This is a genomic window from Actinomadura chibensis NBRC 106107 (assembly GCF_001552135.1).
Taxonomy (GTDB): Bacteria; Actinomycetota; Actinomycetes; order Streptosporangiales; family Streptosporangiaceae; genus Spirillospora; species Spirillospora chibensis.
The window spans coordinates 78,463-90,419 of record NZ_BCQP01000029.1 but is presented as its reverse complement, the minus strand read 5'-3'; the positions used below and the strand labels follow the sequence as shown (position 1 = coordinate 90,419).

Annotated in this window: 11 protein-coding genes and 1 riboswitch; of the genes, 4 read left to right on the top strand and 7 right to left on the bottom strand. The window is 72.1% G+C overall.

The window, feature by feature from the left end; genetic code table 11:
* On the top strand, positions 1–402 hold the full coding sequence (locus ACH01S_RS17650; RefSeq protein ID WP_067892486.1) for a nuclear transport factor 2 family protein: 402 nt from the start codon (positions 1–3) through the stop codon (positions 400–402).
* A gap of 1 nt (position 403) precedes the next feature.
* On the opposite strand, the gene ACH01S_RS17645 is transcribed toward ACH01S_RS17650, so the two are convergent.
* The 7 genes from ACH01S_RS17645 to ACH01S_RS17615 form a co-directional block, all read right to left on the bottom strand.
* A complete protein-coding gene (locus ACH01S_RS17645) occupies positions 404–1,015 on the bottom strand; it encodes a DUF7691 family protein (RefSeq protein ID WP_067892484.1) in 612 nt (203 codons plus the stop codon).
* 75 nt (positions 1,016–1,090) lie between these two features.
* Complete coding sequence (locus ACH01S_RS17640) at positions 1,091–1,657, bottom strand: TetR/AcrR family transcriptional regulator (protein ID WP_067892482.1); 567 nt, start codon at positions 1,655–1,657, stop codon at positions 1,091–1,093.
* A 12-nt stretch (positions 1,658–1,669) separates the two neighbouring features.
* Complete coding sequence (locus ACH01S_RS17635; protein WP_067892480.1) at positions 1,670–3,754, bottom strand: MMPL family transporter; 2,085 nt, start codon at positions 3,752–3,754, stop codon at positions 1,670–1,672.
* A 57-nt stretch (positions 3,755–3,811) separates the two neighbouring features.
* Positions 3,812–4,573 (bottom strand): group II truncated hemoglobin, encoded by a 762-nt coding sequence (locus ACH01S_RS17630; RefSeq protein ID WP_067892478.1) that lies wholly within the window; start codon positions 4,571–4,573, stop codon positions 3,812–3,814.
* Positions 4,574–4,643: 70 nt separating this feature from the next.
* Positions 4,644–5,201, bottom strand: a complete 558-nt coding sequence (locus tag ACH01S_RS17625) for a copper resistance CopC family protein (RefSeq protein ID WP_148344199.1) — start codon at positions 5,199–5,201, stop codon at positions 4,644–4,646.
* On the bottom strand, positions 5,198–5,911 hold the full coding sequence (locus tag ACH01S_RS17620; RefSeq protein WP_067892476.1) for a YcnI family copper-binding membrane protein: 714 nt from the start codon (positions 5,909–5,911) through the stop codon (positions 5,198–5,200). Before ACH01S_RS17620 ends, ACH01S_RS17625 begins: the two co-directional genes overlap by 4 nt.
* Positions 5,912–5,996: 85 nt before the next feature.
* Positions 5,997–6,695: a hypothetical protein gene (locus ACH01S_RS17615; RefSeq protein WP_067892656.1), complete on the bottom strand. Its 699-nt coding sequence runs from the start codon at positions 6,693–6,695 to the stop codon at positions 5,997–5,999.
* A 108-nt stretch (positions 6,696–6,803) separates the two neighbouring features.
* Positions 6,804–7,034, top strand: a riboswitch (cobalamin riboswitch).
* A gap of 171 nt (positions 7,035–7,205) precedes the next feature.
* On the opposite strand from ACH01S_RS17615, the gene ACH01S_RS17610 reads away from it, so the two are divergent.
* The 3 genes from ACH01S_RS17610 (at position 7,206) to ACH01S_RS17600 (ending at position 11,885) form a co-directional block, all read left to right on the top strand.
* Entirely contained in the window at positions 7,206–9,545 is a 2,340-nt protein-coding gene (locus ACH01S_RS17610) for a ribonucleoside-diphosphate reductase subunit alpha (protein WP_067892475.1), read from the top strand.
* Positions 9,542–10,570, top strand: a complete 1,029-nt coding sequence (locus ACH01S_RS17605) for a ribonucleotide-diphosphate reductase subunit beta (RefSeq protein WP_246236527.1) — start codon at positions 9,542–9,544, stop codon at positions 10,568–10,570. Before ACH01S_RS17610 ends, ACH01S_RS17605 begins: the two co-directional genes overlap by 4 nt.
* 121 nt (positions 10,571–10,691) lie before the next feature.
* Positions 10,692–11,885 (top strand): MFS transporter, encoded by a 1,194-nt coding sequence (locus ACH01S_RS17600; RefSeq protein WP_246236528.1) that lies wholly within the window; start codon positions 10,692–10,694, stop codon positions 11,883–11,885.
* Positions 11,886–11,957: the final 72 nt, after the last annotated feature.

Sequence of the window (11,957 nt, the reverse complement as noted above, 5' to 3'; positions counted from 1 at the left end):
ATGTCGGTGGAGACGGATCTCGTCGCGCGGTTCTACGGGGCCGCGCAGGCGGGGGACGGGGCGGCGATCCTGGCGATCCTGCATCCGGCGTTCGAGGCGCACACCGCGCCCGGGCTTCCGTGCGGCGCGGGCGGGACGTTCCACGGGCCGCGCGAGACGCTCGAAAAAGTGTGGGGCGCGGTGTTCGCCGATTTCGACACGGCTCCCTACGCCGAGTCCTGGCATGAGACGACGGACGGAATGGTCGTGGTGACCGGCCGTTATCGGGGTGCCGCGCGGGCGACGGGGCGCGAGTACGAGGCCGAGTTCGTCCACCTGTGGCGGGTTGCTGATGGGCTGATCTCCTGGCTGCACCAGTACACCGACACCGTGCAATGGCACGGGGCCGCCAGCCCGGTGTAGTTCAGGAGTAGAAGGTGACCAGGTCGCAGTAGGGGATGTCTTCGTCTTCCATTCCGTCGGCGAAACGGTTGAAGTCCACTACCTCTTCGGCGGCCGTGATGATGGTGTGGGCCAGAGCCTTGTGGTCGGGGTTCGTGAGGCGGTCTTCGGCCGCTTGGTAGGCCGTCAGGAGGGCGGCTACCTGGGATGCGGGGAGGTGTCCGATGGCCGGGAGGTCGGACGGGTGGGGCGTCCCCGTGAACGGCGAGTTGTACATGAAGCCCACCGGGGTCAGCTCGGCCGGGACGTCCAGGCATTTCAGCTCGCTGCTCGCCTCGTCCAGGAAACGGGCGCCCAGTTTCATCGGGCCGAAGTCGAAGCGCTTCGATTCGAGTTGCTCGATGACGATTTCCCAGGCGTGGCCGTAGGCGTTTCCGGCGTCCGGGTCCTTGGGACGGTCGTGCAGGATGTCCTCAAGCGCCTCGGTGACCGTGCGCGAGCCCTTGACGTAGCCCTCCGCGTCGATGGCGGCGGCCTGCGTCCGGGACTCCTCGGCCAGCCAGACGTTCGTCGGCCGGACCAGTATGTCGAGCGTCCCGAGACTGACGCTGTACAACCTGAGCTGCGTGCTCACGCTCCGGAACCTCCTCGTGCGGCAGTGATCATTAGTAGCAGCTCGGAGCCCGGCGGGTTCGGGGAACGGGGCCATTCAGCCGAGGGTGGCGAGGGCCTCGTCCAGGGCTCGGGGGAGGTCCAGGGACGGGTCGTCCGCCCAGCGGAGCATCAGGTCGAGCATGATGCCGAAGGCCGCGCCGGTCAGCGTCCGGATCTCGGGCAGGGGGCGGTCGGTGCGCTCGGCGAGAATGGCGGTCACCGTGCGCATGGTGTCGATGAAACTGCCGAACGCGACGCCGCGCAACGCGGGAACGGACAGGATCAGGACGGTCCGGTCGTGGCCCGCGGCGAGGTCGTCGGCGGAGAAGCCGCCGAGGACGTCCCGCATCGCGGCGCGCAGCGCCTGGATCGGCGGCAGGTCAGGCGGCTGGGCGCGGAGCGACTCGAAGAACACCGGGTCGGTCTCGTCGGTGATGACGAGGTCCTCCTTGGTGGGGAAGTAGCGGAAGACGGTGGTGTGCGCGACCTCCGCCGCCTGCGCCACCTGCTCCACGGTGGTCGACTCGTAGCCCTGTTCGCGAAACAGGCGAAGCGCCTCCCGCTGGATCGCGGCCCGCGTCCTCGCCTTCTTCAGTTCCCGAAGGCCCTGCTTGGCCGCCATGCCCCGCCTTCCCTAGCCCGCTTCCACCGCCGAGCCTACCGGCGCGCCCTCCACGTCCACGTGCGGCAGGACGCGGTCGAGCCGGGCGGGCAGCCACCATCCGGCGCGTCCGAGCAGGGCCATCACGGCGGGCACGATCGTCAGCCGGACGACGAACGCGTCGAACAGCACGGCGGCGGCGAGCGCGAAGCCGAACGACTGCGCCATCGGGGTGTCGGACAGGATGAAACCCCCGAACACGCTGGTCATGATGATCGCGGCGGCGGTGACGACGCGGGCGCCGTGCGCGAGGCCGGTGGCGGCGGCCTCGGCGGGCGCGGCGCCGCGCACGTGCGCCTCCCGCATCCGGGTGACGAGGAAGACCTGGTAGTCCATGGCCAGGCCGAACACGAGGCCGATCAGCATGACCGGCAGCAGGTTCACGATGATGCCGGACGAGTGGACCACGCCGAGCGCGTCCAGCCACCCCCACTGGAACACCGCGACGACCGCGCCGAACGTCGCGGCGACGCTGAGCAGGAAGCCGAGCGTGGCCTTCAACGGCACCGCGACTGACCGGAACACGAGGGTGAGCAGGATGAACGCCAGTCCGATGACGACCGCGAGATAGGGGACGAGGGCGTCCGCGAGCTTGGCCGACGTGTCGATGTCGAGCGCCGTCCGGCCGGTGACCGCGACCCCGTCGCCGTGGAAGCGGTCCCGGATGTCGTTGATCAGCCTCTCGGTGTCCTCGCTCGTCGGGCCGCTCGTGGGGACGACGTTCAGCAGCGCCGTGTCGCCGGTTCGGTTGAGCAGCGGTTCGCCGACCGACGCCACCCGGGGAAGCGACGCGACCTGCCGCGCGACCCGCTCGGCGGTGGTTCTCGTGTTTCGGGGCGACTGGACGACCAGCGTCAGCGGCCCGTTGATCCCCGGGCCGAAGTCCGCGGCGAGCAGGTCGTATGCCGCGCGTTGCGTCGTCCCGGACGGGGCGGTGCCGTCGTCCGGCAGGCCGAGGCGCAGGCCGAGCGCGGGCGCCGCCGCGACGGCCAGCCCGGCGACCGCCACGGCGAGGACGGGGACCGGCCGCGCGGTGACGAACCGGGCCCAGCGCCGTCCGGCCGGGTCGGCGGCGGGACGGCGGCCGCCGAGCGCGCGGCGTCCGGCGAAACCGAGCAACGCGGGCAGCAGCGTCAGCGCGACCGCCACGGCGACCGCGACCGTGAACGCGGCCGACAGCCCGAGCTTCGTCAGGACGGGGATGTCCACGACGGCGAGGCCCGCGAGCGCGATGATCACGGTGAGCCCGGCGAACACGACCGCGGACCCGGCGGTGGCGGCGGCGCGCCCGGCCGCGTCGACCGGGGCGTGCCCGTCCCGGACCTCCTCGCGGTAGCGGGAGATGACGAACAGCGCGTAGTCGATCGCGACGGCGAGACCGAGCATCAGCGCCAGCGCCGACGCGTCGGAGCTCAGCTCGACCACGGCGGTGGCGGCGCTGATCGCCGACAGCCCGATCGCGATCCCGGCGGCGGCCGTGAGCAGCGGCAACCCGGCCGCGACGAACGAACCCAGCGTGCCGAACAGGACGACCGCCGCGACCGCGACGCCGAGCAGCTCCCCGGCGCCCTCCTCCGGCGGCGCGACCGCGTCGCCGCTCATCTCCACCCGCAGGCCGGGCACGGTCGCGGCGGCGCGCAGCGCGGCGCGGTCGGCGCCGGTCAGCTCGTACTCGGGGACGCGGTAGGCGACCTCGGCGACGGCGGTTCGTCCGGTGCGCGAGACCGTCGCCGGGGAGACCTCGGCCACCTTCGGCGCCGACCTGACACGGTCGAGCGCCTGGTCGACGGACGCCCTCGGGAGGGCGGGTCCGGCGCGCTCGCCGGTGAACACGATCTTCGCCGCCGCCTTCCCGGCCGCGGCCTGTGGAAACCGGTCGGCGAGCACGTCGTTGGCGCGCTGCGACTCGGTTCCCGGGACGGAGAACGTGTCCGGGGCGGGTTCGGCGAGCGTCGCGCCGGCCAGCAGGGCGGCGGCGAGCAGCCCGGTCCAGGCCAGCACGACCGCGAGCCGCCGCCGGAAGCAGAACCGGCCGAGCCGTCCCAGGAACGCAGACATGACACACACTCCCTTTCGCTATCGCGATAGGAAGTGTTAGTCAGCTAGCGTTTTTTGTCAACCGGTGTAGGGCGGAGCGACGCCCCAGCTCCAGTGCGGCATGGGGGCCTCCAGGGGCGGTTTCGCGTCCGGCTGGGAGTTGGCGAGGGCGATGCGCGTCCCCCACTCGATGTAGGACGCGAACGCGGCGCGGAACTCGGGGTCGTCCGGGAGGCCGACCTCGTCCGCCGCGTCCATGAGCAGCGCAACCCAGCGGCGCCGCTGCGCCTCGGTGATCGCCTTGCCGAGGTGCTGCCGGACCATGTGGTGGTAGCCGCCGCGCTCCCCGCTGTAGCGCTCGGGCCCGCCGAACACCTCGCCGAGCCAGATCGCGACCCACTTCGGATGGTCCGGCGCCATGTGCTCGAAGAGGGGCCTGAGCAGGTCGTCCTTCAGGACGTTCGTGTAGAAGACCTCCGTGAGCCGTGCCAGCGCGTCGGCGCCGCCCGCCCACGCGTACATCGTCGGGACGGTCCCGCCCGCGCCCCGCACCGGCGTCCGCTCGTAGTGCCGCATCTCCTCGATCCGCTGAACGTACGGCTTGATCTCCGCGAAGAAGGCGGGGAAGTGCTCGCCGCCGCGGAAGCCCTTCATGTGGTCGTCGGCGGACGTCCAGCCGATGCGCAGGACGTAGCATTCGGGCTCGTCCACGCACCGGGACAGCTCGTAGTCCACGCATTGGGGCGCGGCGGCGAGGGACGCGGACGCCCGCGTGTACGCCTCCTCGAACTCCCCGGCCTCGGCCGGGTCGATGCGGTAGCGGATGTACTCGACGATCATGTGCCCCCCAGAATGCGACCGGTCGGGTAATCACAGTAATCCTGTAATCACCCGACCGGAAGCGGGACGATCAATCCTTGGCGGCCGACGAGCGCCGGAACAGCGCGACCGCCCCGGCCGCCGCCGCGACGACGGCCGCGATCAGCCCGATCCACAGCCAGCCGGACGAGCCGCCGCCCGAGTCGTCCGCCGACTTCACCGCCCCGGCCTGCGACGGCGCGGCCTGCGCCTGCGAGGGCGAGGGCGGCGTGGCGCTCGCCGACGACCCCTTCACGGTGAACGTGTAGGTCCCCGAGACCGGGTGCCCGTCCGCCGACACGACCCGCCAGGCGACCGTGTACTTGCCGTTCGGCAATGTCCCATTGATCGCCTGGGTGACCTTGTTGTCGACGGCCCGCGCCGAGCCCGACTGGTGCTGCCCGCCGGACGCGTCCGACAGGATCACCCGCGGCAGCCGCACCGTCTCGGAGTACTCCAGGACGACCTGCGCCGGCGCCCCCACCGACGCGTTCTTCGCCGGAGTGGCGCCGGTCAGCGCGGTGTGCGCGGACGCGGGCGCCGCCGACAGCGCGAGCACCGCCCCGACCGCGAGCGCGCCCGCCCCCGCCCGCGCGACCGGCCGGGTCACGACCTGCTCCGGGTGCGGGTGAGGCCGAAGGTACCGGCGAGGAGGCCGAGCGCGCCGACGCCGATGCCGACGCCGCCGAGCAGGCGGGCCGTCCCGTCGTCGGACTCGACGTCGGCCCGCGGCTTGACCTGCGCGGTCAGCCCGGCCTGCGCGGTGGTCGCCGCCTCCTGCTTCGGGACGAGTTTCAGCGCGGGCGCCGGGTGCTCGGGCTCGTTCGCGCCCTCGCCCGGGTTCTCCTCCCACTTGACGACCTCGCCGTTGGAGTACGTCTGGTCGGTCTTGAACAGGAGCTGGTCGGTGTCGGTGGGCAGCGGGCCCAGCGAGACGTCGAACTCCTGGAACTGCCCGGGCTCGATCTTCCCGCCGGACCAGGTGATCCTGCTGACGGCCTCGGTCAGCTCGCCGCCCTCGGTCTTGATCGGCTGCGGCAGCTTCGCCTTCTCGACCTTCGCCGTCCAGCCGGGCGTCGGGCGGACCGACACCGACGACAGCGGATGGTCGGCGGGCAGATTCACCACGAGCTTCGTCGTGGACGCGTCGTCGCGCTCGTTCGGCACCCGGAACGAGACCTTGGTGTACGAGCCCTTCTCGGCGGTCTTCGGATTGGCGGTGACGTGCCCGGACGCGGCGGACGCGAGGCCGAGCACGGACGCGGCGGACAGCGCGGCGACCGCGCCGATCCGGCGCGGGGCATGCGGAAGGAAGGCCATGACGGAACTCCGTTCGAGTCGTACGGAAAATCCGGAAACGCCGGTCGGTCGGCGCCCGGTGACGTACGGCGCTCGATTCGTCCGCCTAGCGGACGGCGAGCGCCCTCGAACGCGGCGGTGGACCCCGCCGGACGACCTGGTGCCGCAGCACGCGCCCGACCGCCGGGGCCGCGTCCGCCGCCGGGACGGCGCGGGCGGCGCGCGGTGGCCCGGCCGCGGGCCGGGCGGCGACGGCGAGGAGCGCGAGCAGCAGCCGGATCGGCCGGTCCGCCGCCCCGGCCACCCGCCGCGCCAGCGCCCAGGCCGCCCGCTCACCGCGCCGCAGCCACCAGGCGGCGGCCAGCGCGGCGATGGTGTGCGCGAGCGTCATCGCGATCCCGCCGGAGCCGTGCGCGACCGGCGTGAGCACGTCCGCGCCGGTCGCGTGCAGGGCCGACCCGGGCGTGACGGGGTCGTACGCCCCGGGGCCGTGCATGGCGGGGTCGTGCGGGACGGCCGCGCTCCGCTGGACGGGTCCGGCGGCGGTCGTCGCGGCCGTGAACAGCGTGTGCAGCGCGAACTGCCCGCCGAGGAGCCCGCCGAGGATCGTCGGCAGCGAGCGCTCGTGGCCCGCGAGCATGAGCGTCACGCCGAGCACCGCGCAGAATCCGGCGCCCGCCGTCCACACCGGGACGGGCGCCCCCGACGCGAGGACGTGCCCGCTGGTCGCCAGCACGACGCACACGGTGGCGAACACCACCGCGCGCGCGGTTCGGAAGCCCGGGTGCGGGGGACGCGGGGACATGGCGTTGACCATCGTCCCACCCCCTCCCCCGGCTGTGCACCCTACCCCCGTGATCAATCTCGACGCGCCCAACATATTGGGGTTGCGCAAAGATCCTCAACTAGATGTAGGGTTCAGTCCCGTGCTGGTTCGCCCCCGCCGTCCAGGCGGGGGCGACGTGAGAGGGAACCCGGTGCGAGTCCGGGACTGCCCCGCAGCGGTGAGCGGGAACGACCGCCGTCATACGCACTGGGCCGTACGGCCCGGGAAGCGACGGCCAGTAGGACGCGCCCTCCTCCGGATCTCCGGAGCGGCGCCGTGCCCGCGAGTCCGAAGACCTGCCAGCGCGTGAGGAGGCCGGGCGGCCGCGCCGTGGCGGGGTTCGCCTGACCGACCTCTTCAGGGGTCTGGGGGTCGTCCCTCAGATCTGACACGTCCAGGTCTCGCGGGTGGGCCGGGGGGCGGAGCGCGGCATGCCGTCGCGTGCCGTTCGCATGCCCTCCGCGAGGCGGCTCGCGAGGGGAGACGCACGTGACACAGGCTCTGGCCGCGCCGCCGGCGGCGGAGATCGCCGCCGAGGTCGAGGCGGCCTGCGACGGCATACCGGGGGTGGACGCGGGACGGCTGCTCGTCCGCTCGGGGGACGCGCTCGACACCGCCGCGCTGCGGGAGCTCGCGATCGGCGAGGCGAGCGCGCTCGTCCCGGCCGAACCGGGGTACTCCAAGGTCGCCGCACGGCTGCTCGGCAACCGGATCCGGGCCGAGGCCGCGGCCGCCGGGGTCGGCACGTTCGCCGAGTCGGTGGCCGCCGCGCACCGGGAAGGCCTGCTGGCCGACGCCCCGGCCGCGTTCGTCGCCGCGCACGCGGCGGCGCTGAACGCCCTGATCGACGAGTCCGCCGACGAGCGCTTCGAGTACTTCGGGCTGCGCACCCTCTACGACCGGTACCTGCTCCGGCATCCGCGGTCGCGGCTCGTCCTGGAGCGTCCGCAGCACTTCCTCCTGCGCGTCGCCTGCGGCCTCGCCCACCCGGACGAAACCGGCGGCACGGACGGCGCGGGCGGTGTGGCGGACGGCGCGGGCGGGGTGGCGGAGGCGGCCGAGCTGTACGGGCTGCTCAGTACGCTGTCGTATCTGCCCAGCTCGCCGACGCTGTTCAACGCGGCGGCGCGGCGTCCGCAGCTCTCGTCCTGCTTCCTGCTGGACTCGCCGCGCGACGAGCTGGAGTCGATCTACGAGCGGTACGGGCAGGTCGCGCGGCTCAGCAAGTACGCGGGCGGCATCGGGATCTCGTGGACGCGGATCCGGTCGCGGGGCTCGCTGATCCGCGGGACGAACGGGCACTCGAACGGGATCGTCCCGTGGCTGCGGACGCTCGACTCGTCCGTCGCCGCCGTCAACCAGGGCGGCCGCCGCAAGGGCGCGGCCTGCGTCTACCTGGAGCCGTGGCACGCCGACGTCGAGGAGTTCCTGGAACTGCGCGACAACACGGGCGAGGACGCGCGCCGCGCCCACAACCTCAACCTCGCCAACTGGATCCCGGACGAGTTCATGCGCCGCGTCGAGGCCGACGGGACGTGGTCGCTGTTCGACCCGAAGGAGGTCCCCGAGCTGACCGACCTGTGGGGCGCGGAGTTCGACGAGGCGTACCGGGCGGCGGAGCGGGCGGGGCGGTTCGTCCGCCAGGTCCCGGCCCGCAAGCTGTACGGGCGCATGATGCGGACGCTCGCCGAGACCGGAAACGGCTGGATGACGTTCAAGGACGCCGCCAACCGCGCCTGCAACCAGACCGCCGGGGGCGGGGTCGTCCACCTGTCGAACCTGTGCACGGAGATCCTGGAGGTGACGGGCGACGGCGAGGCGGCCGTGTGCAACCTCGGGTCGGTGAACCTGGCCGCGCACGTCACGCCGTCCGGGGTCGACTGGGAGCGGCTGCGCGCGACCGTCCGCACCGCCGTCCGCTTCCTGGACCGGACGATCGACCGCGGCTTCTACCCGACGCCCGAGGCGGAGGCGGCGAACCGGAAATGGCGCCCGGTCGGGCTCGGCGTGATGGGCCTCGCGGACGTGTTCTTCACGCTCCGCCTTCCCTTCGACTCCGACGAGGCGCGGGAATTGTCGACGCGCATCGCGGAGGAGATCGCGCTGGCCGCCTATGGCGCGTCCGCCGACCTGGCCGCCGCGAACGGCCCACTGCCCGCGTACGAGCAGACGCGCACCGCCCGCGGATTCCTCCATCTCGACCATTTCCCGGACGCGGCTCCGGAACGTCCCGGCGAATGGGAGCGGCTCCGCGCCCGGGTCGCCGAGGTCGGGCTGCGCAATTCGCTGCTGATCGCCATCGCGCCGACCGCGACGATCGCGTCCATCGCGGGCTGCTACGAATGCATCGAGCCGCCGGTGTCCAACCTGTTCAAGCGGGAGACGCTGTCCGGCGAGTTCCTGCAGATCAACGCCTATCTGGTGGACGACCTCAAATCTCTCGGGCTGTGGACTCCGGCCGTCCGCGAGGCGATCAAGAAGGCGAACGGCTCCGTCCAGGGGCTCGTCGGCCTTCCCGAGGAAATGCGCACCCTGTACCGGACGGCCTGGGAACTGCCGCAGAAGGCGCTCATCGACCTCGCCGCCGCGCGCACACCGTACATCGACCAGTCGCAGTCGCTGAACCTCTTCATGGAGACGCCGACGATCGGGAAGCTCTCCTCGATGTACGCCTACGCCTGGCGCAGCGGCCTCAAGACGACCTACTACCTGCGCTCGCGCCCCGCGACCCGGATCGCGCAGACGACCGTGCTCCAGACGGCCGCGCTCCAGACGAGCGGCGACGTGTGCTCGCTGGAGAACCCCGAGACCTGCGAGGCGTGCCAGTGAGCGAACGGAACGGAAGGCACGGCATGCTGCTCGACCCCGGCATGGACCTGACGCTGCGTCCCATGCGCTATCCCGATTTCTACGAGCGCTACCGCGCCGCCATTCGCAACACGTGGACGGTGGAGGAGGTCGACCTCGCGTCCGACATGGCCGACCTCGCGCGGCTCACGCCCGCCGAACTGCACCTGGTCAACCGGCTCGTCGCGTTCTTCGCCACCGGCGACTCGATCGTCGCGAACAATCTGGTGCTGAACCTCTACAAGCACGTGAACGCGCCCGAGGCGCGCCTCTACCTTTCCCGGCAGCTCTTCGAGGAGGCCGTCCACGTCCAGTTCTATCTGACCCTTCTCGACACCTACCTGCCCGACCAGGACGAGCGGGCCAAGGCGTTCGCGGCCATCGAGCACATCCCGTCGATCCGGGCCAAGGCGGAGTTCTGCTTCCGCTGGATCGACTCACTCGGTTCCCTGGACGAACTGCGCACCGCCGCCGACCGCCGCGCGTTCCTGCTGAACCTGATCTGCTTCGCGGCGTGCATCGAGGGGCTGTTCTTCTATGGCGCGTTCGCCTATGTGTACTGGCTGCGGTCGCGTGGATTGCTGAACGGCCTCGCGTCCGGAACCAATTGGGTGTTCCGGGACGAATCAATGCACATGGAATTCGCTTTCTCCGTGGTCGACACCGTCCGGACGGAGGAACCCGAACTGTTCGACGCCGCCATGACCGAGCAAGTGACGACGATGCTCGAAGAGGCGGTGCGGGCGGAACTCGACTTCGCCCGCGACCTGTGCGGCGACGGGGGCGGCCTGCCGGGGATGAGCGCCGACGACATGCGCGCCTACCTGGAGTACGTCGCGGACCAGCGGCTCGCGCGGCTCGGCCTGCCCGTCCGGTACGGGACGCCGAACCCGTTCGCGTTCATGGAGCTGCAGGACGTCCAGGAGTTGTCCAACTTCTTCGAGCGCCGCGTCTCCGCCTACCAGATCGGCGTGGAGGGCGCCGTCGCCCTCGACGAGGCGTTCTGACCCCGCCGGGCGGGCGGCGGGCGTGAGGGGTATCTCAACGTTCACCTACTTGACGTTGGCGCTGCCATGACGCAGTCTCTTAACGTTGAGATTGTCAATGGTGACTTCGGAGTTGAGACCGGTGAACCACACCGAATCCCCCGCGCCCGTCGCGGTGGCCGCCGCCGACCGGGTACCGCGCAGGCGGTGGCTGGCCGTGGTGGCGGTCGCGGTCGGGACGTTCCTCGTCGTCACGGCCGAGCAACTGCCCGTGGGCCTGCTGACGTCCGTCGGCGGCGACCTCGGCGTGTCCGAGGGCACCGCCGGCCTGATGGTCACCGTGCCGGGACTGGTGGCGTCCGCCGGGGCGCTGCTCGTCCCGGTCGTGATCGGCCGGGCGGACCGCCGCACCGTGCTGCTCGCGCTGATCGGCCTGATGGTGGTGGCGAACGCGCTGTCGTTCGCGGCACCCAACTTTCCGGTCTTGCTGGCGTCGCGCTTCCTGGTCGGGGTCAGCATCGGCGGGTTCTGGGCGCTGGCGGCGGGGATCGCCGTCCGGCTCGTCCCGGAGAGCCGCGTGCCGCGCGCCACGTCGATCGCCTTCGGCGGGGCGACCGCCGCGAACGTCCTCGGCGTCCCGGCCGGGACGCTGATCGGCGGGCTCACCGACTGGCGCGTCGCGTTCCTCACCCTGGCCGGGCTGGGGCTGCTGGCCGTCGCCGCCCTGTTCGTGCTGCTGCCCGGCATCCCCGCCACCGGCTCCATCCGGCTCGGCGCGCTGCTCTCGCTGTTTCGCGACCGGGTCGTCCGCACCGCCACGATGGCGACGTTCCTGCTGGTCAGCGGGCATATGGCGGCGTACACGTTCGTCAGCCCCGTCCTTCGGGACATCTCCGGCATCGACGAGGACCTGATCGGTCCGCTGCTGCTCGTGTTCGGCGCGGCCGGGATCGTCGGGACGTTCGTCGCCGGGGCCGCCGCCGGACGCGACGTCCGCGCCACCGTCGCCGTGGTCGGCGCGCTGCTCACCACCGTGCTGGCGCTGTTCCCGCTGCTCGGCGCGACCGCCGTCACCGGGACCGCCCTCCTGGTCCTGTGGGGGCTGTCCTTCGGCGGCGTCCCGGTCGGCGTCCAGATGTGGATCCTCAAGGCCGCGCCCGACCGCGCCGAGCCCGCGACGGCCCTCAACACGGTCGTGTTCAACCTGGCCATCGCGCTCGGCGCCCTGTTCGGCGGTCTCGTGGTGAACGGCGCGTCCGCGAAGGCCGTCCTGTGGTTCGGCGCCGTCCTGACCGCGCTGACCTTGCTGGCCGTCCAATCCACCCGGAGGCCCTGACCAAGGGTGACGCGACCCACGCGGGGAGGGGTGTTCCGAACTTTCCTGAGCGGGCAGGCGTTGAACCGTAAA

Coding starts and splice junctions, on each gene's coding strand:
- ACH01S_RS17650 (WP_067892486.1), top strand. CDS start 1: ATGTCGGTGGAGACGGATCTCGTCGCGCGGTTCTACGGGGCCGCGCAG.
- ACH01S_RS17640 (WP_067892482.1), bottom strand. CDS start 1,657: ATGGCGGCCAAGCAGGGCCTTCGGGAACTGAAGAAGGCGAGGACGCGG.
- ACH01S_RS17635 (WP_067892480.1), bottom strand. CDS start 3,754: ATGTCTGCGTTCCTGGGACGGCTCGGCCGGTTCTGCTTCCGGCGGCGG.
- ACH01S_RS17630 (WP_067892478.1), bottom strand. CDS start 4,573: ATGATCGTCGAGTACATCCGCTACCGCATCGACCCGGCCGAGGCCGGG.
- ACH01S_RS17620 (WP_067892476.1), bottom strand. CDS start 5,911: ATGGCCTTCCTTCCGCATGCCCCGCGCCGGATCGGCGCGGTCGCCGCG.
- ACH01S_RS17615 (WP_067892656.1), bottom strand. CDS start 6,695: ATGTCCCCGCGTCCCCCGCACCCGGGCTTCCGAACCGCGCGCGCGGTG.